Annotated in this window: 26 protein-coding genes; 12 read left to right on the top strand and 14 right to left on the bottom strand. The window is 66.1% G+C overall.

Annotated elements, in window-relative coordinates:
- Positions 1-229 precede the first annotated feature (229 nt).
- The 4 genes from AC1MEM_RS16160 to AC1MEM_RS16145 all read left to right on the top strand — a co-directional run bounded on the left by AC1MEM_RS16160 (position 230) and on the right by AC1MEM_RS16145 (position 4,546).
- Positions 230-1,072 carry a hydrolase 2, exosortase A system-associated gene (locus AC1MEM_RS16160; protein WP_499472129.1) on the top strand — a complete coding sequence of 281 codons (843 nt, stop codon included), beginning with the start codon at positions 230-232 and terminating at the stop codon, positions 1,070-1,072.
- Positions 1,069-1,851, top strand: coding sequence for an alpha/beta hydrolase family protein (locus tag AC1MEM_RS16155; RefSeq protein ID WP_499472127.1), 783 nt, complete (start codon positions 1,069-1,071; stop codon positions 1,849-1,851). Before AC1MEM_RS16160 ends, AC1MEM_RS16155 begins: the two co-directional genes overlap by 4 nt.
- Positions 1,852-1,949: 98 nt before the next feature.
- On the top strand, positions 1,950-3,578 hold the full coding sequence (gene nadB, locus AC1MEM_RS16150; RefSeq protein ID WP_499472125.1) for an L-aspartate oxidase: 1,629 nt from the start codon (positions 1,950-1,952) through the stop codon (positions 3,576-3,578).
- Between the two features lie 71 nt (positions 3,579-3,649).
- Positions 3,650-4,546, top strand: coding sequence for a DMT family transporter (locus AC1MEM_RS16145; RefSeq protein WP_499472123.1), 897 nt, complete (start codon positions 3,650-3,652; stop codon positions 4,544-4,546).
- A 26-nt stretch (positions 4,547-4,572) separates the two neighbouring features.
- Here AC1MEM_RS16145 and AC1MEM_RS16140 read toward each other — a convergent pair whose 3' ends face one another.
- Positions 4,573-5,103 carry a hypothetical protein gene (locus AC1MEM_RS16140; RefSeq protein WP_499472121.1) on the bottom strand — a complete coding sequence of 177 codons (531 nt, stop codon included), beginning with the start codon at positions 5,101-5,103 and terminating at the stop codon, positions 4,573-4,575.
- 144 nt (positions 5,104-5,247) lie between these two features.
- On the opposite strand from AC1MEM_RS16140, the gene AC1MEM_RS16135 reads away from it, so the two are divergent.
- Together AC1MEM_RS16135 and AC1MEM_RS16130 are read left to right on the top strand one after the other, a co-directional pair.
- The gene (locus AC1MEM_RS16135; protein WP_499472119.1) at positions 5,248-6,165 is read left to right on the top strand and encodes an NAD-dependent protein deacetylase; all 918 of its coding nucleotides are present in this window, start codon (positions 5,248-5,250) and stop codon (positions 6,163-6,165) included.
- The gene (locus AC1MEM_RS16130; RefSeq protein ID WP_499472117.1) at positions 6,162-7,220 is read left to right on the top strand and encodes an alpha/beta fold hydrolase; all 1,059 of its coding nucleotides are present in this window, start codon (positions 6,162-6,164) and stop codon (positions 7,218-7,220) included. The genes AC1MEM_RS16135 and AC1MEM_RS16130 overlap by 4 nt, the downstream gene beginning before the upstream one ends.
- Positions 7,221-7,355: 135 nt before the next feature.
- Here AC1MEM_RS16130 and nadC read toward each other — a convergent pair whose 3' ends face one another.
- The 8 genes from nadC to queE all read right to left on the bottom strand — a co-directional run bounded on the left by nadC (position 7,356) and on the right by queE (position 14,975).
- Complete coding sequence (gene nadC / locus AC1MEM_RS16125; RefSeq protein ID WP_499472115.1) at positions 7,356-8,234, bottom strand: carboxylating nicotinate-nucleotide diphosphorylase; 879 nt, start codon at positions 8,232-8,234, stop codon at positions 7,356-7,358.
- A complete protein-coding gene (nadA, locus tag AC1MEM_RS16120; protein WP_499472113.1) occupies positions 8,231-9,364 on the bottom strand; it encodes a quinolinate synthase NadA in 1,134 nt (377 codons plus the stop codon). Before nadA ends, nadC begins: the two co-directional genes overlap by 4 nt.
- 139 nt (positions 9,365-9,503) lie before the next feature.
- Entirely contained in the window at positions 9,504-11,105 is a 1,602-nt protein-coding gene (locus AC1MEM_RS16115; protein ID WP_499472111.1) for an ABC-F family ATPase, read from the bottom strand.
- A 95-nt stretch (positions 11,106-11,200) separates the two neighbouring features.
- Positions 11,201-12,118, bottom strand: a complete 918-nt coding sequence (gene ldcA, locus AC1MEM_RS16110; RefSeq protein ID WP_499472109.1) for a muramoyltetrapeptide carboxypeptidase — start codon at positions 12,116-12,118, stop codon at positions 11,201-11,203.
- Between the two features lie 29 nt (positions 12,119-12,147).
- Positions 12,148-13,074 (bottom strand): alpha/beta fold hydrolase, encoded by a 927-nt coding sequence (locus AC1MEM_RS16105; RefSeq protein ID WP_499472107.1) that lies wholly within the window; start codon positions 13,072-13,074, stop codon positions 12,148-12,150.
- Positions 13,075-13,351: 277 nt separating this feature from the next.
- Positions 13,352-13,873, bottom strand: a complete 522-nt coding sequence (gene tadA, locus AC1MEM_RS16100) for a tRNA adenosine(34) deaminase TadA (protein ID WP_499472105.1) — start codon at positions 13,871-13,873, stop codon at positions 13,352-13,354.
- A complete protein-coding gene (queD, locus tag AC1MEM_RS16095) occupies positions 13,866-14,312 on the bottom strand; it encodes a 6-carboxytetrahydropterin synthase QueD (protein WP_435756518.1) in 447 nt (148 codons plus the stop codon). The genes tadA and queD overlap by 8 nt, the downstream gene beginning before the upstream one ends.
- 27 nt (positions 14,313-14,339) lie before the next feature.
- Entirely contained in the window at positions 14,340-14,975 is a 636-nt protein-coding gene (queE, locus tag AC1MEM_RS16090; protein ID WP_499472103.1) for a 7-carboxy-7-deazaguanine synthase, read from the bottom strand.
- A 187-nt stretch (positions 14,976-15,162) separates the two neighbouring features.
- Here queE and AC1MEM_RS16085 point away from each other — a divergent pair, with 187 nt between their 5' ends.
- Together AC1MEM_RS16085 and AC1MEM_RS16080 are read left to right on the top strand one after the other, a co-directional pair.
- The gene (locus AC1MEM_RS16085) at positions 15,163-16,092 is read left to right on the top strand and encodes a sensor histidine kinase (protein WP_499472101.1); all 930 of its coding nucleotides are present in this window, start codon (positions 15,163-15,165) and stop codon (positions 16,090-16,092) included.
- Positions 16,093-16,348: 256 nt separating this feature from the next.
- Complete coding sequence (locus AC1MEM_RS16080) at positions 16,349-17,263, top strand: sensor domain-containing diguanylate cyclase (protein ID WP_499477666.1); 915 nt, start codon at positions 16,349-16,351, stop codon at positions 17,261-17,263.
- A 250-nt stretch (positions 17,264-17,513) separates the two neighbouring features.
- Here AC1MEM_RS16080 and AC1MEM_RS16075 read toward each other — a convergent pair whose 3' ends face one another.
- The 4 genes from AC1MEM_RS16075 to AC1MEM_RS16060 all read right to left on the bottom strand — a co-directional run bounded on the left by AC1MEM_RS16075 (position 17,514) and on the right by AC1MEM_RS16060 (position 20,904).
- Positions 17,514-19,163, bottom strand: coding sequence for a YsnF/AvaK domain-containing protein (locus AC1MEM_RS16075; RefSeq protein WP_499472099.1), 1,650 nt, complete (start codon positions 19,161-19,163; stop codon positions 17,514-17,516).
- 24 nt (positions 19,164-19,187) lie between these two features.
- On the bottom strand, positions 19,188-19,574 hold the full coding sequence (locus AC1MEM_RS16070) for a DUF2382 domain-containing protein (RefSeq protein WP_499472097.1): 387 nt from the start codon (positions 19,572-19,574) through the stop codon (positions 19,188-19,190).
- A gap of 253 nt (positions 19,575-19,827) precedes the next feature.
- Positions 19,828-20,088 carry a hypothetical protein gene (locus AC1MEM_RS16065; RefSeq protein WP_499472095.1) on the bottom strand — a complete coding sequence of 87 codons (261 nt, stop codon included), beginning with the start codon at positions 20,086-20,088 and terminating at the stop codon, positions 19,828-19,830.
- A 30-nt stretch (positions 20,089-20,118) separates the two neighbouring features.
- On the bottom strand, positions 20,119-20,904 hold the full coding sequence (locus tag AC1MEM_RS16060; RefSeq protein ID WP_499472093.1) for a DNA/RNA non-specific endonuclease: 786 nt from the start codon (positions 20,902-20,904) through the stop codon (positions 20,119-20,121).
- A gap of 190 nt (positions 20,905-21,094) precedes the next feature.
- Here AC1MEM_RS16060 and AC1MEM_RS16055 point away from each other — a divergent pair, with 190 nt between their 5' ends.
- The 4 genes from AC1MEM_RS16055 (at position 21,095) to AC1MEM_RS16040 (ending at position 22,336) form a co-directional block, all read left to right on the top strand.
- Complete coding sequence (locus AC1MEM_RS16055) at positions 21,095-21,487, top strand: hypothetical protein (protein ID WP_499472092.1); 393 nt, start codon at positions 21,095-21,097, stop codon at positions 21,485-21,487.
- Positions 21,488-21,745, top strand: coding sequence for a DUF5985 family protein (locus AC1MEM_RS16050; protein WP_499472090.1), 258 nt, complete (start codon positions 21,488-21,490; stop codon positions 21,743-21,745).
- 2 nt (positions 21,746-21,747) lie between these two features.
- On the top strand, positions 21,748-22,017 hold the full coding sequence (locus AC1MEM_RS16045; RefSeq protein ID WP_499472088.1) for a DUF5985 family protein: 270 nt from the start codon (positions 21,748-21,750) through the stop codon (positions 22,015-22,017).
- A 67-nt stretch (positions 22,018-22,084) separates the two neighbouring features.
- Positions 22,085-22,336 carry a hypothetical protein gene (locus AC1MEM_RS16040; protein ID WP_499472086.1) on the top strand — a complete coding sequence of 84 codons (252 nt, stop codon included), beginning with the start codon at positions 22,085-22,087 and terminating at the stop codon, positions 22,334-22,336.
- 77 nt (positions 22,337-22,413) lie between these two features.
- Here the strand turns inward: AC1MEM_RS16040 and AC1MEM_RS16035 are convergent, their stop codons facing one another.
- A complete protein-coding gene (locus AC1MEM_RS16035) occupies positions 22,414-23,250 on the bottom strand; it encodes a phytanoyl-CoA dioxygenase family protein (RefSeq protein WP_499472084.1) in 837 nt (278 codons plus the stop codon).
- Positions 23,251-23,334 lie beyond the last annotated feature (84 nt).

Below are 23,334 nucleotides of genomic sequence, written 5' to 3'. Positions count from 1 at the left end.
GTGGGCGCAAGGTCAGCGGGCGGCACGCGTGTCTAATTGACATAAATGCACGATCGTTATGCCGACAAACCGGCCGCGACACGCCGCGCCGGCGTGCCGGGCCCCACGAGCGCGTGAACAAGCGCCATGGCTGCCTTGCATCGTCTCGCCGTACCCGCGTACTGTCTTCGACGAAGCGCCTTGCCATGAAGCTTTTTCACACGCTCTACAATGCAGGAGACACCCGGCCATGAATGCTCCGCTGCTGACCACGCCGCGCGTGGAGCCGTTTTTCTTCGATGCCGAGCCCGGCACGCGCTTTTCCCTGTACCACGCGCCCAATCCGCACGTGGCGCCGCGCGGGGCGATCCTCTACGTCCATCCCTTCGCCGGCGAGCTCAGCCGGACGCGGCGCATGGCCGCGCTGCAATCGCGCGCCTTCGCCGAGCTCGGCTATGCGGTACTGCAGATCGACCTGTTTGGTTGTGGCGACAGTTGCGGCGAATTCAACGCCGGCCGTTGGCAGATCTGGCACGACGACCTGGCCCTGGCAGCAGGCTGGCTGGCCGAGCGCGGCAGCGGCCCGCTGACGCTGTGGGGCCTGCGCCTGGGCGGCCTGCTCGCGCTCGACGCGACGGCGCGCCTGCGGGCGCGGCGCGTGCTGCTGTGGCAGCCGTTCATGAGCGGACGCGCCTGCATCAACCAGTTCCTGCGCCAGTCCGAACAACTCCAGGATCCCGCGCCCGGCGCGCCGCGCAGCACGGCGGCGCTGCGCGCGCAGTTGGCCGTGCATGGCGCGATCGAGGTGGGCGGCTTCGAAGTGGCCGTGCCGCTGGTCAAGGCCATCGATGCCTGCGACGCCGCCCACCTGGTGTTGCCGCCCTGCCCCGTGCACTGGTTCGCCTACAACGGCCCGGCGCCTTCGAAACTGGCCGCCAGCGCAGCGCGCCTGGCCGAACGCTGGCGCCCGGCCGGGGCCGCATTGCATTTTCACCCGCTCGACGGCTCGCCGCTCTGGACCGGCGACGGCGAGCTCGATTGCCCGGCGCTGCGCGCGGCGACCTGCCGTCTGTTCCTGGAGGACCCGGCATGAAACTCGAACAGCGCGCGCTGCGCTTCCACTGCGCCGGCAACGCCCTGATCGGCATCGTCGACGTACCCGAGCGGCCCCTGGTGCGCGGCATGCTGATCCTGGCCGACAGCACCCAGTACCGCGCCGGCAGCCACCGCCAGTTCACACTGCTCTCGCGCCTGCTCGCCGCACGCGGCGTGGCCGTGATGCGCTTCGACCGCGTGGGCGCCGGCGACAGCGATGGCCATGCCGCCCTGCAGGGGGTGGACGACATCGGCGCGGCGATGAAAGAATTCTTCATCCACGTGCCCGAAATGAAAGAATCCGTCATCCTCGCCACGGGCGACGCCGCCGCCGGCGCCGCCCTGTATGCCGCGGGCGATGCGCGCGTTACGGGCCTCGCGCTGCTCGACCCGCTGCTGCCGGGAGCGCCCGCCGCAGTCGGAGCCGCCGCCGAGGAAGGCGCTCCGGTGCTGCGCTACGGCCCGCGCTCGGCGGCTGACCGGCTGTTCCGGCGCGCCGCCGCTTTCCGCCGCGCTGCCAGCCGCGCCGTCGGGCGCGAGGGGCCCGGCCAGGGTGTGCAGCCCAGGCTGGCGGAGGCGCTGGCCGGCTTTGGCGGGCGCGTGCTGCTGGTCTGCGGCGGGGCCCAGCCGGCAACCCGGGATGCGGCGCGCGCGCTCGAGGGGCAGTACCCGCGCAGCCGGCGCGTCGAGATCGCCCATGCCGGCCCCGACGCGCGGCGCAGCGCCTGGCGCGACGCGGTTGCCTTTGCCTGCGCGAGCTGGCTCGGCTCCTGGTAGGCGGGAGCGGCGACGACAGGCGTAAGGACAAGATTGTCGGAAACGCATCCGCTGCAAATCGTCTATAGTGATGCTTCTGCACAAATCTTATACGCCCCATGAAATTTGACGTCGCAATCGTCGGCAGCGGCCTGGCCGGCCTGTCGGTGGCCCTGCACCTGGCGCAAACGCGCAAGGTTGCCATCATCTCGAAACGCGCGCTGCTCGACGGCGCCAGCAACTGGGCCCAGGGCGGTATCGCCGCCGTCCTCGATTCCGGCGACAGCCACGACCAGCACATCGCCGACACCCTGGTGGCCGGCGCCGGCCTGTGCGACGAAGCCAGCACGCGCTATATCGTCGAACACGGCCGCGAAGCGATCGAATGGCTGATCGAGCAAGGTGTGCCGTTCACGCGCGACGCGACGGCCGAACTGGGCTTCCACCTGACGCGCGAGGGCGGCCACAGCCAGCGCCGCATCATCCACGCCGCCGACGCCACCGGCCACGCGGTGCAGGTCACGCTCGAACAGAAGGTGCGCGCGCACCCGAACATCTCGCTGTTCGAACAGCACTGCGCGATCGACGTCATCACCTCGGACAAGCTGACCGGCAAGGGTGTCCACCGCGGCACGCCGCACCTGGTCGGCCAGCCGCGCTGCCATGGCCTCTACGTGCAGGATGAAACGAGCGGCAAGGTCCTCACTTTCGAGGCCGAGCACACGGTGCTGGCCACCGGCGGCGCCGGCAAGGTGTATCTCTACACGACCAATCCCGACACGGCCACCGGCGACGGCATCGCCATGGCCTGGCGCGCCGGCTGCCGCGTCTCGAACATGGAATTCATCCAGTTCCATCCGACCTGCCTGTACCACCCGTATGCGAAATCCTTCCTGATCACCGAGGCGATCCGCGGTGAAGGTGGCTTGCTGAAATTGCCGCCGGAAGCGGGCGCCGCAGCGGGCACGCGCTTCATGCCGGCCCACGACGAGCGCGGCGAACTGGCCCCGCGCGACGTGGTGGCGCGCGCCATCGACTTCGAAATGAAAAAGCGCGGCCTCGATTACGTCCACCTCGACATCAGTCACCAGCCGCCTGAATTTTTAAAAGAGCACTTCCCGACCATCTACGCGCGCTGCCTCGAACTGGGCATCGACATCACCAAAGAACCTATTCCCGTCGTACCGGCGGTGCACTTCACCTGCGGCGGCGTGGTCACCGACCTCGCCGGGCGCACCGACATCCCCGGCCTGTATGCAGTCGGCGAGACCGCCTGCACCGGCCTGCACGGCGCCAACCGCCTGGCCAGCAATTCGCTGCTCGAATGCGTGGTGGTGGGCCGCGCCTGCGCCAGCCAGATCGCCGCCGCCCCGCGCGTCGACAATCCGGTACTGCCGCCCTGGGACGAAAGCCGGGTCACCAACGCCGACGAGGAAGTGGTCATCGCCCACAACTGGGACGAGCTGCGCCGCTTCATGTGGAATTATGTCGGCATCGTGCGCACCACCAAGCGCCTCGAACGCGCCCAGCACCGCATCAAGCTGCTGAAGGAAGAGATCGACGAGTACTACCGCAATTTCCGCATCACGCACGACCTGCTGGAACTGCGCAACCTGGTCGATGTCGCTTCGCTGATCGTCAACAGCGCACTGTCGCGCCACGAAAGCCGCGGCCTGCACTATTCGCGCGACTATCCCGATACGCTGCCGAAAGCGCTGCCGAGCGTGCTCACCCCGGAACGGCGCTAGGATCCTCCCGTTTTCACGCAGCCCGTCGCCACGACGGGCTGCTTTCGCTTGAGCCCGCTGAACTGAATGCAATGACCCGCAAACTGAGCCTCTCCACCGCGTTGCTGCTGACCGTGCCGCCCGTCCTCTGGGCCGGCAACGCGATCGTCGGGCGTCTCGTGCGCGATGCCGTGCCGCCGATGACGCTGAACCTGCTGCGCTGGACCATCGCGCTGCTGATCCTGCTGCCGCTCGGGCGTGCCGCCTTGCGACCCGGTTCCGGCGCGCTGTCGAACTGGCGCCGCTACGCCCTGCTCGGGCTGTTCGGCATTGGCCTCTACAACTCGCTGCAATACCTGGCCCTGCAGACCTCGACGCCAATCAACGTCACCCTGGTTGCCTCCGGCATGCCGGTATGGATGCTCCTGGTCGGGCGCCTGTTCTTCAAGGCGCCGGTCCGGCCGCGCCAGGTCGGCGGCGCCCTGCTGTCGATCCTCGGGGTGCTGGTGGTGCTGTGCCGGGGCGACGTCGACCAGCTAGCCGCGCTGCGGCTGGTCACGGGCGACCTGTACATGATCCTCGCGACCATCGCCTGGTCGTTCTACAGCTGGCTGCTGATGCAGCAACGCGACCTCCCGTCGCTGCGCGCCGACTGGGCCGCCTTCCTGCTGGTGCAGGTCGGCTATGGCGTGCTGTGGTCGGCTGCCTTCACGGGCGCCGAACTGGCCCTGGGCAGCGTCGCGGTGGCGTGGAGCTGGCCCGTGGCCGCCGCCCTGCTGTACGTGGCCATCGGACCGGCGATCCTGGCGATGCGCTGCTGGGGCGCCGGCGTGCAGAAAGCCGGCCCGACGCTCGGTTCCTTCTTCATCAACCTGACGCCGCTGTTCACGGCGCTGCTCTCGTCCGCTTTTCTGGGCGAGGCGCCGCACCTGTACCACGCGCTGGCGTTCGGGCTGATCGTCGGCGGGATCGCGGTGTCGGCACGCTGAGCGGCAAGCCGGGTCGGCGCGCTGGATCAGCTTTTCTCCATCGGGTTATACGTCCACCAGACGCTGGCGATCTTCCACTTGCCCTCGACGTCCTGCATCATCTGCCAGGTCTCGATCCCGTAGTTGTACACCTTGCCGTCCTCGACGAATTCGTAATCGAACATCACCCAGGCGACGTTCTTGTCCTGGGTGATTTTCACGTTGTAGAAGCGCTCCTCGACCGGTACCTTGCTCTCGCGGATGAACTTCGCGAAATCGTGGAAGCCGCCGGCGCGCAGGCCGTTCGCGTTGGGATCGTGCATTTCTCGCGCCTTCTTGATCCACTGGGGCGCGGCCGGCGACGAGAAGGGAATGTCGGTGTTGAGCATCAGCGATGCCAGCAGCCGGATATCCCTGGTCTTGAGCGCCGCCTGGAAGTCGGCCACGACCTGCGCGATGGCGCGCTGGTCCTCGGGCGTGGTCGTGTGGCGCCCGACGTGGGCCGGCACCTCGGCGCAGACCGCGGGTGCTGCGCCTATAGCCAGCGCACTCAATGCAGCAATCAACAAGAATCGCATGATTTCCTCTTCGGTTGGGTTGGAGTCCCCACGCTATCCACGGATGAGCGATGCGGCAAGCGGCGTGTGATGAACACCCGGAATCGTGTGTCGTATGAACCCGCAACGGTGCTACGATTCCCCGAAAGGGGAGGATGCATCACGATGGCTGAGGGATTCGATGGACACGATAGCGCGGCCGAAATGGCACACCTGTTGGCGGACTTCCTGGCGCGCCATCCGAAGACACTGGTCCTGACCGGGGCTGGCCTGTCCACCGCTTCGGGGATCCCCGATTACCGCGACCGCGATGGAGTGCGGCGCGGCAGGCAGCCGATCCAGGGTCCCGAGTTCCGGCGTTCGCAGGCGGTGCAGCGCCGTTACTGGGCGCGCAGCATGATCGGCTGGCCGGTGCTGGCCCAGGCGCGGCCGAACGCGGGCCACGAGGCCCTGGCCGCGCTCGAAGCCGCCGGCCATCTCGGCGCCCTGCTCACGCAAAACGTCGACGGCCTGCACGGACGCGCCGGCAGCCATGCGGTGCTCGAACTGCATGGGAATATCCACTCGGTGGCCTGCCTCGATTGCGGGGCCAGGGTGCCGCGTGCTTTCGTGCAGGCCGAGCTGACCGCGCTGAACCCGCAGGTGGCGGGCGCCGGCGCGCAACCCTTGCCCGATGGCGACGCCCAGGTCGAGCCGGAAATGCTCGACGACTTCCGTTTGCCGGTCTGCAGCCATTGCGGCGGCGCCCTGATGCCGGACGTGGTATTTTTTGGCGATAACGTCCCGGCGGCGCGCACGGCCTGCGCGCTGGCCCGGATGGAAACGGCCGACGCCTTGCTGGTCGTCGGCTCGTCCCTGATGGTGTATTCGGGCTTTCGCTTTTGCCGCCTGGCGCACGAATCCGGCAAACCGATCGCCGCCGTCAACCTCGGCCGCACCCGGGCGGACCACTTGCTTGCCCTGAAACTCGAGCACTCGGCCGAACGGCTGCTGCCGCAGGTCGCGAGGCTGCTGCGCGCCGGTTCCGTACCGCTACCGATAGGCCTACCACCAGGCATCATCAACGAAAGGGGAGTATTTTGACGACAAAGCTGACCCGTAGCTTCAATCGCAGCATCACCGACAGCCGCTTGCGCACCGGTTTGCTCGTGGCCGGACTGGGCCTGGTCGCATCCTGGCTGGTCGTGCGCAGCAAGACCGCGCAGGCCGAACGCGAGAATCCGCCGCGCGGCAAGTTCGTCGAGGTCGACGGCGTGCGCCTGCACTATCTCGAACGCGGCAGCGGCCCGGCGCTCGTCCTGCTGCACGGCAACGGCGTGTTTGCCAACGATTTCGAGTACAGCGGCCTGTTGAACCAGCTGAGCGGACGCTACCGTGTGATCGCTTTCGACCGCCCCGGCTACGGCTACAGCGAGCGCCCGCGCAGCACGGTCTGGACGCCGGACGCCCAGGCCCGCCTGCTGCACCACGCGCTGCAGCAGATCGGCGTCGACTCGGCCATCGTGCTGGGCCATTCCTGGGGCACGATGGTCGCCATGGCCATGGGCCTGCAGGTGCCGGATTTCGTGCGCGGGCTGGTGCTGCTGTCGGGCTACTACTACCCTACCCTGCGCCTCGACGTGCCGCTCGCCGCGCCGCCGGCCATTCCCATCGTCGGCGACCTGATGCGCTATACGGTCTCGCCGCTCACCGGACGCATGCTGTGGCCGCTCACCAGCAAGCACATGTTCGCGCCACGCGAGGTGTCGGAGCGCTTCCGCCAGATGTCCCCCTGGATGGCCTTGCGGCCCGGCCAGATGCGCGCCAGCGCGGCCGAGGCGGCGCTGATGATTCCTGCCGCACTGTCGCTCTCGAAGCGCCTGGAAACGCTGCGGGTGCCGGTGCAGATCGTGAGCGGCACCCAGGACAAGGTCCTCAAGCCGGCCAGCCACTCGGAGCGCCTGCACGAGGAGCTGCAGGCCGGCGGGCAGTCGACCGAATTGCACCTGGAGCCGGGCGTGGGGCATATGGTGCATTATGCGCATCCCGAGCAGGTGGCGAATGCCGTCGATGCGATCGCCGCGCAGGTCGGGGAGCCGGTCGCAATGCGCAGTCCGCGCGCGGAAGCCTTGGCGCGGGCGAGCGAGAGCGGCGTTTAGGGAGAGCGGCGTTTAGCGAGAGCGGCGTTTGAACAGATCCGGTACCGGGTTTCGCAGCGTGGACGGGAACCCGTCCACGCGATAAAAAAATGGGCCGGATAACCGGCCCATCTTCATTCAAGCAAAGCGGCCGATTCAGCCCACGATACGCAGCGAATAATCCGTCGCCCGCACATCCTTGGTCAGGCTGCCGATCGAAATCCGGTCCACGCCCGTCTCCGCAATCGCGCGCACGGTCTCCATGTTGATGCCGCCCGAGGCCTCGAGCAGCGCCCGTCCGCCATTCACTTTCACCGCCTCGCGCATCATGTCGAGCTTGAAGTTATCGAGCAGCACCGACTTGACGCCTGCCGCCAGCGCTTCTTCCAGCTGGGCGATGGTCTCGACTTCGATCTGCACCGGGACGTTGCAACCCCGGCCCGCGTCCAGCGCCGTCGCATTGGCCAGCGCGCGCGTCACGCCGCCCGCGGCGGCGATATGGTTTTCCTTGATCAGGATGCCGTCGTACAGGGCCATGCGCTGGTTCTTGCCGCCGCCGACGCGCACCGCGTATTTCTGCGCCTGGCGCAGGCCCGGCAGCGTCTTGCGCGTGTCGAGGATGGCGGCATTCGTGCCGGCGATGACGTCGACATAGGTGCGGGTCGCCGTGGCCACGCCGGAGAGCAGCTGCAGGAAGTTCAGTGCGGCGCGTTCGGCCGTGAGCAGCGAACGTGGCGAACCGGAGATCATGCAGACCACGCTGTCCTTCGCCATCAAATCGCCCTCGGCATAGTGCCAGTCGATCTCGATGTCCTGGTCCACGGCCAGCATCACGCCTTCGAACCAGGGTGCGCCGCACAGCACGGCCGCCTCGCGCACGAGGACGCGTGCCCGTGCACGCGGTTCCTCGGGCACCAGCATGCCGGTCAGGTCGCCGGTCCCGATGTCTTCCAGCAGCGCGGCCAAAATATTTTGTTCGAACGACGCCTGCAGCTTGTCGTCAAAGGCGGCGTGGGGATTACGCAGGTTTGTCATGCCGGGCCCACATTCGAAAAGAGATTGTTATTCTGTTCCAGCGCGCCTGTTGGCAGCGCTTGTGCCTTTTTCGCGGCGGCGAAATCGAGCATGCGGTCGATCGAGCGCACGGCCTGGCGGCCGATCTCCGGGTCGACAAACACCTCGTTGGCGCCCGACTCCAGCACTTCGGCCAGGTTTTTGAGGCCGTTCATCGCCATCCACGGGCAATGCGCGCAGCTTTTACAGGTGGCGCTGTTGCCGGCGGTCGGCGCTTCGATGAAGTGCTTGCCGGGTGCGGCGGCGCGCATCTTGTGCAGGATGCCGTTGTCGGTGGCGACGATGAACTGCGTCGCCGGCAGCGTCACCGCGGCGTTGATCAGCTGGGTGGTCGAGCCGACGACGTCGGCCTGGGCCACCACGTTGGCGGGCGACTCGGGGTGCACCAGCACCTTCGCGTCCGGGTATTCGGCCTTGAGCAGGTCGAGTTCGATGCCCTTGAACTCGTCGTGCACGATGCAGGAACCCTGCCACAACAGCATGTCGGCGCCGGTCTGCTTCTGGATATACGAACCGAGGTGGCGGTCCGGCGCCCACAGGATCTTCTTGCCCTGCTCGTGCAGGTGCTTGACGATGTCGAGGCCGATCGAGGAGGTCACCATCCAGTCGGCGCGCGCTTTGACGGCAGCGCTGGTGTTCGCATAGACCACGACCGTGCGGTCGGGGTGCTGGTCGCAGAAGGCGGCGAATTCGTCGGCCGGGCAGCCCAGGTCGAGCGAACAGGTCGCCTCCAGGTCCGGCATCAGGATGGTTTTTTCGGGGCTCAGGATTTTGGCGGTTTCACCCATGAAGCGCACGCCGGCGACGACCAGCGTTTTCGCCGGATGGTCGCGGCCGAAGCGCGCCATTTCGAGGGAGTCGGAGACGCAGCCGCCGGTTTCCTCGGCGAGGTCCTGCAGGTCGGGGTCGACGTAGTAGTGGGCGACCAGGACGGCTTCTTTTTCTTTCAGGAGGCGGCGGATACGCTCTTTGAGTTCAAGCTTTTCGGCGGGCGACGGGACTGCCGGGGTGCGTGCCCAGGCCTGGGCGGTGCAGGCGTTGCCGCCTTGCGGGTGGTCGTAGTCGTAGGTCTGGATGGGCAGGATGTTCATGCGCGATGTGCTCTTCTATGTGGGCAGTAATGCCGGCGTCGAGTCAGTGGCGCCGGTTGAACGCGTGGGCGGGGGACCGCGGGGCCGCCGAGGCCCACCCTACGGGTCAGGGATCCCGGCCGCGCGGTGCATCAACGACTTAATCGATACCCTGGCTGGTCAGGTACTCTTCATAGGTGCCGCGGAAGTCGACGACTTCGTTTTCCTTCACTTCCAGCACGCGCGTGGCGAGCGAGGACACGAATTCGCGGTCGTGCGAGACGAAGACCAGCGTGCCTTCGTACTTGTCCAGCGCGATGTTCAGCGACTCGATCGATTCCATGTCCATGTGGTTGGTCGGCTCGTCGAGCAGCATGACGTTGTGGCGGCCGAGCATCAGCTTGCCGTACATCATGCGGCCCTTCTCGCCACCGGACAGCACGCGCACCGATTTTTTCACCTCGTCGCCGCTGAACAGCAGGCGGCCGAGGATCGAGCGCACGGCGAGGTCGTCGTCGCCCTCTTTCGTCCAGCGCCCCATCCAGTCGGTCAGGATGTCGTCTTTCGGGAATTCCTCGGTCGGGTCCTGCGGCATGTAGCCGACGCTCGCGTTCTCGGCCCATTTGGTACGGCCATGATCGGCGTCGAGGCCGGTGATGTCCTTGCCGCCGATGCAACGCAGCAGCGTGGTCTTGCCGGCGCCGTTGGCACCGATGATCGCCACGCGCTCACCGGCTTCGATCATGATCGAGAAGTTCTTGAACAGGGTGCGGTCGTAAGCCTTGGTCAGGCCCTCGGTCTCCACCGCCAGGCGGTGCAGCTTCTTCTCGCCTTCGAAGCGCACGAACGGATAGGCGCGCGAAGATGGCTTGAAGTCTTCAATCTTGATCTTGTCGATCATCTTGGCGCGCGAGGTCGCCTGGCGTGCCTTGGACTTGTTGGCCGAGAAGCGGCGCACGAATTCTTGCAGCTCCGCAACCTTTTCCTTGGCCTTGGCATTGTTCGCCAGCTGCTGGTTGCGCGCCTGGGTCGAGGCCAGCATGTAGTCGTCGTACGAGCCCGGATACACCTTCAGCGTGCCGTAGTCCATGTCGGCGATGTGGGTGCAGACCTGGTTCAGGAAGTGGCGATCGTGCGAGATGATGATCATCGTCGAGTTACGCTGGTTCAGCACGTCTTCCAGCCAGCGGATCGTGTTGATGTCCAGGTTGTTCGTCGGCTCATCTAACAACAGGATGTCGGGATTCGAGAACAACGCCTGGGCCAGCAGCACGCGCAGTTTCCAGCCCGGCGCCACGGCGCTCATCGGGCCCTGGTGCAGCTCGCTGGAGATTTCCAGGCCGAGCAGCAGTTCGCCGGCGCGCGCTTCGGCCGAGTAGCCGTCGTATTCGGCAACCTTGCCCTCGAGCTCGGCCGCGCGCATGTAGTCGTCGTCGGTCGCTTGCGGGTTGGCGTAGATGGCGTCGCGCTGGGCGATGGCGTCCCACAGCTCGGTGTGGCCCATCATGACCACGTCGAGGACGCGCACGTCTTCGTAGGCAAACTGGTCCTGGCGCAATTTGCCGAGGCGCTCGCCCGGGTCGAGGCTGACGTTGCCGGCCGACGGGTCGAGGTCGCCGCCGAGGATCTTCATGAAGGTCGACTTGCCGCAGCCGTTCGCTCCGATCAGGCCATAACGGTTGCCATCGCCGAACTTGACGGAGATGTTCTCGAAGAGCGGCTTGGCGCCGAATTGCATTGTGATGTTAGCTGTGGAAAGCACTGGTAGAAACCTTTAGAAGCGTGTTCGATTAACCGGGTATTTTACCATCGTGCGCGCGCGCCGGGTTGCCGGGAAGTTCACAGCTCGGCTGCAGTTCAGGCAAGGGGCAGCGTCGGGTAATCGCTCATCGTCAGCCGGAAACCTTCGGCGTTCGACACCAGGGTCGCCTGTGCGCCGAACGGGATCGTGACGTGACGCGCAATGTGCCCGAAGCTGAGGCCAGTGACGACCGGGATCGGCAGCGTCTCGCGCAGGTAGGCCAGCATGGCCTCGAAATCGTAGCCATTGTCCATCGCGCCCAGCCTGTAGCCGGAAAAGTCGCCCAGCACGAGGGCTTGCTGGCGTGCCAGCACCCCGGCCTGGTTCAACTGCAGCAGCAGGCGCTCGACCCGGTAGGGGTGCTCGGCAATGTCTTCGACGTAGAGGATGCCGTTCTCGATGCGCGGGAACCATTCCGTGCCCAGCAGCGACACCAGCATCGCCAGGTTGCCGCCCCAGACCGTGCCCGTCGCTTCGGCGCGCGGGTTGCCGCCGGCGGTCTCGATGATCGTATGCGTGGGACCGGCCAGGCAAGACCAGAAATTGTCCAGCGTGAACTCGACCGGTTCGAGCGCGCCGAAGTCGACGGCGGCGAACGGGCCGGCATAGCTGAGCGCGCCCGTTTTCGCGTACAGGCCCATGTGCAGCGCCGTGAGATCCGAGTAGCCGACGAAGAGCTTGCCGCTGGCGGCCAGCCGGTCGAAATCGATGTGGGGCATCAGGCGCGTCAGGCCGTAGCCGCCGCGCACGGCCATCACGATATCGACTTCCGGATTCCCGGCCGCCGCATACAGCGCCGCCAGGCGCGCGGCGTCGGTGCCGGCGAAACGCTGGTGGATCGCGCCGTGGTCGTAATAATTGTGCACGCGGCAGCCGCGCGCTTCGAAACGGGCGATACCGCGGTCGACGGCAAGCGGGTCCGGCACATAGCCGGCGGGCGCCACGATGGCGACGCCAAGTTGAGATGTAGTCACTGAACGGTTACTAAGTGGTCACTGAATGGTCACTGCCTGACGAAGAGGCGCGGTATTGAGTCCGGCGTCATCTTACCGCGCGCATTGGCGTCGATCAAGGCAAGCATCCGCTCGTTCAGCTGGGCCGGCAGGTCGTGCCCCATGCCCTGGATGACTTCCAGGCGTGCATCCGGGATTTGCGCCGCCGTGTCTTCGCCGCAGGCGAGCGGCACCAGCGGGTCGGCCGCGCCGTGGATGACCAGGGTGGGCGCGGTGATCGCGCGCAGCAGGCCGCTGCGTTCAGGCGCGCCTGTGATCGCCAGCATCTGGCGCGCCACACCGGCCGGGCAATAACAGCGCCGCAAGGCGCGCGCCGCACGCCGGCGCAATTGCTTTTCCGGCGTCGGATAGGCCGGGCTGCCGATGGCCTGCTGCAGCGCCACGGCCGCGTCGATGATCGACTCGACTTCGTTCGGGTTGGCGGGCCGGCGCAGCAGCGCCTCGCGCACCGCCGGGCTCGGTCCGGGCAGGCCGCGCTTGCCGCTGCTCGACATGATGGAAGTGAGGCTGAGCACGCGCTGCGGATGGCGTGCCGCGAGGATCTGCGCGACCATCCCGCCCATCGATACGCCGACCAGGTGGGCGCGCGCCACGCCCAGCGCCGACAGCACGCCGAGCGCATCCTCGGCCATGTCGTCGAGGTGGTAGGCGGGTTTCGCGGGCAGCCTGAAGCGCGACCTGAGCCAGCTCCAGGCCAGGTTCGGCTTGCCGGCGCGGTCGAATTTGGTGGACAGGCCACAGTCGCGATGATCGAAACGGATCACGTAGAAACCCAGCTCGACGAGGCCATCAACGAATTCGTCGGGCCAGCTCGTCAGTTGCATGCCGAGGCCGTGCACCAGCAGCACCGGTGCCGACTTGGCGTCCCCGGCGGTGTCGAAGGCGATGCGGATTCCGTTGGCGGTCAGCGTCGGCATGGTTGTGAAGTCGGGCTCTAAACTCGGGCTATGAAGCCGGGCTCATCCCCTGCCGCGCCAGGCGGCGGCAGATCGACGCCAGCATAACATTTTCACAGCACCCGCGGCGCCCGTGGCTGTGCGTGCGCGCCCTTGCGGCAGGGACGCCACGCTGCACGCTAAGAGCGTGTGAAAAAATCGCCATGGATGCGTTGCATCGTCTCGCCGTACCCACGTACTGTCTTCGACGACGCGTCGGGCGGCCGCATCCCTTGCCCTGATAACTTTTTCACACGCTCTAAGGGGCGGGAGTTCGACGCGCAGCGGCGCGCCGTTCGGCAAAGAAGCCTTTGAGCATGGCGCTCGCTTCCCCGGCCAGCACGCCGCCGACGACTTCGGTGTGGTGGTTCAGCACATCGTGCGCGAACAGGTCGAGCACCGAGCCGCAGACGCCGGTCTTCGGGTCGCTCGCGGCATACACGACACGCGCCAGGCGCGCGTGCATCATCGCCCCCGAGCACATCGCGCAGGGCTCCAGCGTCACGTACAGCTCACAGCCCGGCAGCCGGTAGTTGCCGAGCTTTTCGGCCGCCGCGCGCAGCGCCATAACCTCCGCGTGCGCGGTCGGGTCGTGGCGCCCGATCGGCTGGTTGTAGCCGACCGCGACCACTTGCCCATCCTTCACCACGACGGCGCCGACCGGCACTTCGCCCTCGGCCCGCGCCAGCTGCGCCTGCTCGAGCGCGATGCGCATGAAGGCGGCATCCGGCGAGACGGCATCGAGCGCAGTCGGCACGGGCGTCGGCAGGCTGTCAGGCATCGGTAATCTCGGCCCAGCAGTTCGGGGTTTCGTGCAGCACCAGTTTATGCAGGTGCAGGCCGGTGCCGAAGCGGTCGGTGTAGGCCGCCTTCAGGATGCCGAAAGCGACCTGCGCCAGGTTTTCCACGGTCGGGATGCGGTCGATCACGACCGTCTTGTGGCCGGGCAGGCTGGCCAGGAATTCGCGCACCTTGTCGTCCTTTTCGTAGACGATGAAGGCGTGGTCCCAGACGTCGACCAGGTGCTCCTTGGCGAGCGCCTTGATGTCGGAGAAGTCCATGATCATGCCGTTGTCCGAATTGCCTTCGGCCTGGATCACGGCGCCCACCAGGGTAATTTCAAGGGTGTAGCGGTGCCCGTGCAGGTTGCGGCACTGGCTTTTATGGTCGGGAATCCGGTGTCCGGCATCGAATTCGAGCTTGCGGGTAATAGTCAACATCGGGTCAGCATCAGCCTAGTAAAAAAATCAGGGGATTTGTAGCAGTTTATGGGTCTGGAGGCTGAGCTTCCACTTCGGATTGTTACGGCAAGTCTCGATGGCCAGGCGCGTGTTCTGCGCGGCCAGCAGGCCGTCCATCGGCTGCACGAAAAAGTTGTCGAAATCGAGATGCTCGTAGGCGGACAAGTCCTGGTTCGCCTGCGGGATCACCACCTTGATCTCGTTGCCCTTGCCGACGACCAGTTTCGAACCCATCTTCGGGCTCACGCAGATCCAGTCGACGCCAGGCGGCACCGGCAGGGTGCCGTTCGTCTCGATGGCGATCGTGAAGCCATGCGCGTGCATGGCCGCGATCAGGGCCGCATCCAGCTGCAGCAGCGGCTCGCCGCCCGTGAAGACGACGTACTTGCTCGGCGCGTGGGTGGCCGGCCACAGGCTGTCGATTTCGGCAGCGAGCGCTTCGGCATCGCGGAACTTGCCGCCGCGTTCGCCGTCGGTGCCGACGAAATCGGTATCGCAGAAGGTGCAGACGGCGCTGGCGCGATCCTGCTCGCGCCCGGTCCACAGGTTGCACCCGGAAAAGCGGCAGAACACCGCCGGCCTCCCGGCGTGCGCCCCTTCTCCCTGCAAGGTGTAGAAAATCTCTTTAATGCTGTAAGTCACGGTAAGCCTCTCGTCAACCTTCCATTATAACCGCCCGCCATGGGCCTTGCCGAGTGCCCGCTGGCCACCCGCCGCCGCTGTTGCACTTGCTATACGACACGGGTATTGACTCACGACAAGACAAATCGACGCAAGCCGCAGTAACTTGACGAGAGGAAATTTCTTATAGCCCGTCGGAAGGAGCGTCATGAAAACAGCCGGCTTCATCCCCGCCATCGCGATCGCATTCGTCTGCGCTGCCTGCGCTTTCGGCGCAACGCTGCCCGTGTCGACGCCCAGCCTGTCGACGCTGATGACGATCCTCTGGCTGCTCGGTGCCGGCGGCGCCATCTGCCTGCTCCTGCGCCGTGCGATCGACGCCGACGACCGCACGCGTGAGCTCGCCTCGCGCCTGGCGCGCGAACAGGACGCCCGCCGCAACGCCGAACAGATCCTGGCCGATACCCAGACGGTCCTGTCGCGGGTCGTACGCCAGCAGGACAGCGCACGCGATGGCGAGCGCGGCCGGATCGCGCGCGAGATCCACGACGAGCTCGGCGAGACCCTGCTGACCCTGCGCGTCGAACTATGCCTCATGCAGGTGGCATCGAACGGCGTCCACCCTTCCGTGCACCAGAAGAGCAGCGCCATGATCGGCACGCTCGACGTGGCGCTGCAGTCGCTGCGCGCGGTCGTCAACGGCCTGCGTCCGCTGGCCCTGGGTGAAGGCTTGCGGGCGGCGATGGAAGCTCAGCTCGACGAATTCACGCGCCTGAACGGTATTTCGCACGAGCTCGACATCGCACCCGGCACCCTGCAGGAACCCGAATGCGCCGCGTTCGACACCGAAGCGCTGCTCTACCGCGTGCTGCAGGACGCGCTCGCCGATGTGGGCCACCGGGCCAGCGCGACGCGGGTGCGTGTCGCCTTGCAGCACGGCCGCGATGGCCTGACGTTGCGTGTTGACGACAATGGCGAGGGCAGCCGGCGCTCCGCCCTGCCCTGCACTTGCGGCCTGGCGGGCATGCGCGAACGGGTCGAAGCCTCGGGTGGCGCCCTGCGTATCGGGACCAGTCCCGATGGCGGAACGATGCTCTCCCTGAAGCTCCCCTCCGCACGGGGGCTCGCGCTGAACTGAATGTCAAGCCGGAGGACATTGCTCCACATCAATAGCCCGCAGGCGCTGCGGTCGCAGAATCGGCTCTTGTCAGCAATCAATAGATTGCTCAACGGAATGTTGAAAAGGCCGACTGATGACCAGTACCGCAATGCAATGCGTGACCAATCCGGCGACCGACGGCATGCAAGCCGCGAGCGGGCACGCCGCCGCGCTGCCCGCCAGCCTGGCGAGCACCATCGCGCCGGCCGCCGACCTCGCCTTTGCCTGCCAATTGATGGAAATGCTGGCGATCCCGGCATTCGTGCTCGACAGCCGCGCCCACGTCCTGATCTGGAACCGCGCCTGTGAACGCCTGACGGGCGTGCCCGCCAACGAAGTCGTCGGTACCGACCACCACTGGCGCAGCTTTTACGACGAGCCGCGCCCGACCCTGGCCGACCTGGTGATCCAGAACCGGCTCGATGAGGTCCGCCACATCTACCCACGCCACGGCAAGACGCAGGTGACGGCCTCGCCGCTGTCGGTCGAAACCTGGTGCGACATGCCGCGCGCCGGCAAGCGCCGCTACCTGGCGGCCGACGCCAGCCCGATCTTCGACGAGCAGGGCCGCCTGAAGGCCGTCGTCGAAACCCTGCGCGACCTGACCGAGGAAAAGATGGCCCGCCTCGCGCTCGAAAAACTGGCGACGCGCGACGGCCTGACGGGCCTGGCCAACCGGCGCTGCTTCGACGAGACCCTGGCCGCCGAATGGGCGCGCGCGCTGCGCCAGCGCCAGCCAATTTCGCTACTGATGGTCGACGTCGACAATTTCAAAGCCTATAACGACGCCAACGGCCACCTGGGCGGCGACGAATGCCTGAAGCGGATCGCCACCGCGGTCGCCAGCGAGATGCGCGCCAACGACCTGGTGGCCCGCTACGGCGGCGAGGAGTTCGCCGTGATCCTGCCGAACCAGGCGCTGAAGGGGGCGGCCATCGTCGCCGAGCGCATTCGCCGCCGCGTCGAGCAATTGCGGCTGCCGAACGGCCTCGCCCCGCTGCGCCAGGTGACGGTCTCGATCGGCGCCGCCACCGCGATCGCCGGGGCCGACAATTCTGCCAACGAGCTGGTGGCCATCGCCGACGCCGCCCTCTACCGCGCCAAGCACCTCGGGCGCAACCGCATCAGCCTGCCGTTGGCCGACGGCTGAGAGCAGGCCCGAGAACGTGAAGGCCACGCCGGCGGCGCCGGCGTTTGCCGAGTGAGCGTTCTGGTGCTGATGAGGATTGGTACGGCCTGCGCTTCGCGATCCGTAGGGTGGACTCGTCCCGGGCGTCACCGCTTGACGCCGTTTGCAGGAACTGAAAAAAGGCCACGCCGATCAATGCCGGAGTGGCCTTTCGGGCCTCGCGTGACCGGAAGCGTGCCCAAAGGGGCCCTTCCGGATCAGCGCTGGCTGCTTACTTCGTCATCTTGTCCCAGCCGTGACGCACGGCCGCCTTCATGTTTTCCCAGGTCGAGCCAGTGGAGCCGGCGTTGCGGGCTTCCCAGCCGCTGCGCAGGTCGGGTTCGACTTCGTCCCATGGGCGGTTGCGGTACATCTGGCTCTGGCGCATTTCGGTGCCATAGCTGTAGGCCGGCTTGTAGCTGTCGTACCCGCTGGCGCCCGAGGTGCTGCTGTAGGTGGCGTCGTAGTGGTTACGGTAGTAGCTGTCGTCGTCGTCCGTGGTCATGCGGTCCCAGCCCGACTTGACCGCATCCTTCATTTTTTCCCATGTCGAGCCGGCCTTGTTGCCGGCGCGGGTGGACCAGTCGGCGCTCAGGTCTTTCTCGACCTCGCTCCACTTGCGGCCGCTGTACTTCTGGTTGCGCGCCATTTCCGAGCCATAGCTGTAGGCCGGCGCGTAGTCGTCGTACGAACCGCCGGTGCTGCCGTAGTTGCTGGTGAAGTGCTTGCGGTAGTAGTCGTCGTCGCTTGTCATGGCCGAACGGGCCGACCCGGCGCCGAGCTGCTCGACTTCGACTTCGGTGTGGCGCACGGTGTCCTTGATCTGCTGCTCGCGCTGCGTCACTTCCTTGTTGATCGTGACTTCCTCGACCACGCGCGCCGATTTCTCGACCACGGCTTCCTCCGCCGTTTCGCGCATCTCGATCGACTGCTCCTTGAAGGCGGCCGCATTGGCGCCGGTCAGCGGTTCGTTGACCGGACGGCGTTCGACGTTCACATGCTCTTCGCGCAGGCCGATGCTTTCGTTGACCGGCGTTTCGACGACGCGCGAGTACACGCGCACGCCGCCGCGCTGGACTTCACGCTTGCCGATTTTCAGCTGTTCCTGGACGACAGGAATCGCTGCCATGTTGGTGTCGCGTGCCATCGCGGTATCGCGCTGCATCGAGCCCGCGGTCGAGCCGGTGAGCGACGAGCCCTGCAGGTTGGCGGTCGAAGCGGCCGAGCCTTCCAGCGAGGAGCCGGCCAGCGCCCCGGTCTGCAGGTTGCCGGTGCCGGCGCCGTAGCTGCCGGTGCTCAGTTCGTCGCGCGAGCCGAGCGGCTCCTGGTAGGTGGTGCCCATCGGGTTCGGGTCGTTCAGCGACTGCTGGTTCAGTGGCAGGCGGTCGCCGTCGGACTGCAGCGACATCGAGGCGCCGCCGCTCATGCTGCCGGCGCTGCCCATCATGGCACCCGACCCTTCGGTCATGCCGATGTCGCCGCCCATGCCCCACTTTGCCGATTGCTCGTCGATGTCGATCGGGCCGAAGCCTTCGACGATGTCGGCGGCGCGCTCGACTTCCGGCTCGCTGTCGGCGTTCACGGTCAGCACGTGGTTGCCGCGCTCGATGGCGGTCGAGTACTTGGTGCTGTGTTCGTGGTGATCGGTGCCGAAGATATCGCTGAAGAAGTTCCTGATGCTGGCGCCGATACCAGGCTCGTTGTCGGTGCTGGTGGAATCGGCCGAGCTGCCGCCGGTGCTGGACATCGATCCGCCCGGTGCGGTTTCGTCCCCATGCGACAGCCGTACGTCGCTGCTCGAGAAGCCTCCCGACAGCAGTGCGTTCTTGGCGCTGACGGCGTCATTGTGATTGTCGAATACGGCGATCAAAGTATGTTGCATGATGAATCCTCCAGATGCTGTTGATTACTCCATTGGCGGGGTGCCGGATTCGTCGAAACGTTCGACACTGACCTGTTCGGCCTTCAGGACGACCTGCTCCTGGTGGTGTTCCTCGCGACGGATCCGGGTGATGTGAAGCTCTTCCTTGATGCGCACGCGGCGCTCGACAACCAGCACTTCCTCGAGGACCGGCACGACCAGCGTGTCGCCCTCGTAGCGGTTGGCGGGCGCCTCGTCCGGGGCGACGATGCGGTCGACCGGAACGTGCCGGATCTCCACCTCGTCGCGCCCCAGGCGCTCGTCGATGGTGACCGGTTGTTCGACCACGGTCTTGTGAACGCGAACACCGCGTCCCGTGTCCACCGTACGGGTGCCGATGGCGAGTTCTTCCGCGATAACGGGGATCCGCAATGGGTCCTGTGTAATTGGTTCTGCGGGGTTACCTGCCATTGATCAGACTCCGTGTGGTTGCTTGCGCGAGACAGAATCAGATTACTCCAAACCGTTGGGGCACCGCGCACCATTGACTGCTGTAAATGTTGAGGTATGAAAAACGCATAGACGGCGTAAATAAAGGCGAAACGCGAAGTCGAGAGGCCTTGAAAACGCTAAAAAAGAAAGGGGGGGACGCGGTCCGGAACCGGACCGCGGGAAGGCGGGAAGGCTAGTTGAAGGGATTGGCGACGTTCTTCACGTCGGGCGCCGGCAGTCTTTCGGGCAGCGCCTGTCCCTCGAGCTTTTCAAGCACGGCCGTGATCACTTCATGCAGGCGCCGCGCGTGCGCCAGGCCCTGCTGGTCGGCGGTCAGGTCGACGTCGCCCGAGATCGTGATGCGGTCAAGCCGGTTCTCGATCATCAGGTTATCGATCTGCAGCACGTCGGCTTCGTTCGCATACGGTACAAAGGTTTTCTTTTTCGCGGTCATGGATGGCTCCGGTATTTAAAAACGAAAGCGTCAGGAGAAAAACCCGCCCTTCTTCTGCGGGCGGACCTTCGGCAGGGCGAGCATGCGCTCCTTCTGCTGGCGCGACAGGGATGGCAGGAATTCGATGCCGACGATGCGTTCGAGTTCGGCCACCGGGATCACCTGGACCTCGGCGCCGGCCCGGTTCTCGGTGAAGTAAGCCGCGGCCGCCTTCTGGCGCGGGCTGTACACCACTTTATACAAGTGCGTCGGCACCAGCACGTTGCCGACCTTGCGCAGGCTGGTGCCGAGGAAGGCCGGGCCGGTAATGACATACAGCTGCCCTTCCTTCTTCGCCATCTTGCGCACCGCCCCTTCGATCGGCGCCCAGATGTGGCGGTTGTGGTCGCCGTCCTGCGGCACCATGTTGGCCAGCGTGAAGCTCTCGCGCTGGGTGACGCGGTCGGGCATGTCGCCGTTCGGCGTCATGTGGCCGCGGTCGAAACCGCTGCGCGCATAGTCCTCGAGCTCGGCGCGCTGGCCGCGCGGCAGGCGCGATTCCGGGTGAAAGGCATTGTCGCGCTTCATGCCCTGTGCCGACGCCACGTTTTCGGCGCGCAGGTTTTCGGCCGACCAGAGCGGGGTACGGGTGACGCCCGAGTGCATCACGGCGAACACGCCGTAGCACAGTTCGCGCGTGCTCACGGCCAGCCTGGGATTACGGATTTCGGGCGCGCGGCCGTCGGCGTATTGTTCGGGACAGCTCGATGCAAAGGCGAGTGCGGGCGCCAGCAGCGCGCAGGCCAGGCCGGCGCCGGCCAGGAATTTCTTGAACATGAATGAGTCGAAATATTGTGACGAAAGCACATTGTAGCCGACACAGTTTGGATGCGGCGAGCCCGCGCAGGACGGCGCCAGGCCGTCAATACGGGCGCACGATACGTAAATGCCGGGTGCATTGTCGACCGGAATGCTCTAGAATTGCGGCTCTTTCGATAACATTCCATACCGGAAACAGCCCCCGACAATGGAAAAGGTCCCGTTCCCGGAGGAGTTGCGGCGCTTCGTGCTCACAAGCATACCGTCCGTCCCCTTCCTTGAAGCATTGCTGTTGCTGCGCGCGAATCCGACGCAGCAATGGCATGCCGACGCCCTGGCGCAGCGCCTCTACGTGCGCGAGCGCACCGCGCAGGCGCTGCTCGATGACCTGTGCCGCGCCGGCATGATCGCGCCCTGCGCGGCGCCGCACGACGCCTGCTATCAATATCATCCGTCTTCCCCCGGGCTGGGCGAGCGCATCGACGCGCTGGCCGACCTGTACGCGCGGCACCTGGTCGAAGTCACATTGCTCATCCATTCTTCCCTTGACCGCAAGGCCCAGCAATTTGCCGACGCCTTCAAACTGCGAAAGGATTCGTAAGTGGCGGTAACGATCTATATCCTGTGCATCCTGACCTCGCTTGCCTGCACCTGGCTGCTGTTCGGCAGCTACCGGCGCACGCGCTACCGCCTGCTGTTCTGGAGCGGCGCCTGCTTCGCGGTCATGACGCTGAATAACCTGTTCCTGCTGCTCGACAAGATCGTGTTCCCGGCGATCGACTTCCTGCCTGCGCGGCTGATCAGCGCACTGGTCGCCATCCTGTTGCTGCTGTACGGCCTGATCTACGAGAAGGAATGAGCATGACCGACCTGTTCACCGGCGCCATCTGCCTGGGATCGCTCCTGATCGCGCTGTTCTTCCTGCGCTTCTGGCGCGATTCGAACGACCGCTTCTTCCTGTATTTCGCGCTCTCCTTCCTGATCGAAGGGCTGCACCGCCTGTATTCGGCGCTGCACGACGCCGGCGGCGAGGATTCGCCGCTGCACTACGTGATCCGTCTGCTGGCCTATGGCCTGATCCTGTGGGCGATCCTGGAAAAGAACCTGCCGCGCGGGGGCGACCGGAAATAGCGTGCGCCCCGCTGCTGCGCGCCCGGACATAATGAAGCCATGTGAACAGTTTGATATGGAGAACAACATGGCAACGAACGATCCACGCGGGCAGCCGCAGGCGCCGCAGACAAACACGGACGAGCACAATCGCTCCGACAACCTGCTGCCGGGCGACGAAGGCGCGGAAGACGGCCGCTTCGAAGTGGCGGAAGAAGTCAGCCTCGACATCCAGGGCGACGACGCCCGCCGCGTCGGCCAGCTGCCGGGCAATGTGAAAGATTCGATGCCCGACACCGTGGACACCGAACCAGAGGACGAGAACAAGGGCACGCCCTGATTCGCCGTCCGTAACACCCGGCGGCCCCGTTCCCCGGCCGCCCGCCGCCTCCCCTCCCATTTCCCCGAGATCCGCCCTCAGACCTTGACGCCCATGCGCAGGCCTTCGATCGTATGCGCCTGCACGATCGGCTCCAGGCGCTCGACCACGCGGCAGGTGATGTGGCGGCGCAGCTCGGGCGCGAGGCTTTCGTAATAGCCGTGGGTCAGCTGCAGGTCGTGCTTGTCCGCGTTGTGCGCGTCGGGTGCGTCGACGCCGAGCACGAACACGGGACGCGACCGGTCGGACTCGTTGGCCGTGCCGCGGTGGATCGCCAGTGCGGAGCGCCCCGAGATATCGCCCATCTTCGGCAGCTTGCGCTGCGCGCGCGCCTCGTAGCGCGGCCAGAGCTCCCGGGGCGGGAACATCGGGTCGCCGCCGGCCAGGTCGTCCCACTGGGTGCCGGGCGCGATCTCGAACGGTCCCATGTCTTCCGTCACGTCGACCGTCGTGATGTTGAATGCCAGCGAATTGATGCGCCGCCCGATCAGGGTCGCGTCCGGGGACTTGAAGTCGCGGTGCCAGGGCTGGTGCAATGCGCCGGGTCCGGGCACGTCGAAGCCGGCCTCGACGACCCGATACTCCGGCCCGAGGATGGCGCGGCAGACGGCCACCACCCAGGGATGGCCAATGATGTCGGCGAAGCCCGACACGCGTTCGGGATGCACCTCGACGTAATAGCGGTTCGGTCCCCGTGCGAGCGCGCCGCCGGGCCGGCGCTGCGCCTCCTCGAACAGCACGGCGATGTCGCGCCCGAGCCGTTCGACCCAGGTCCGTTCGAAGGCGCCCTTGCAGGCGATGATGCCGTCGCCGTAGATGCCGCCCATGATGGTGGCGACGTCGTAGGATTCAAAAGTGGTGGGTTGGCTGCTCATGGCGGTCCTCCTGTTTTCCGGGCCGGTCCATGGTACTGCGAAAGACCGCTGCCGGCGCGCACGAGGCGGGTTTTTAACCAGGGC

It is taken from the genome of Telluria sp. AIW5 (assembly GCF_056680575.1).
Note: the sequence above shows the minus strand (reverse complement) of the source record. Positions and strands in the feature narration are given on the sequence as shown.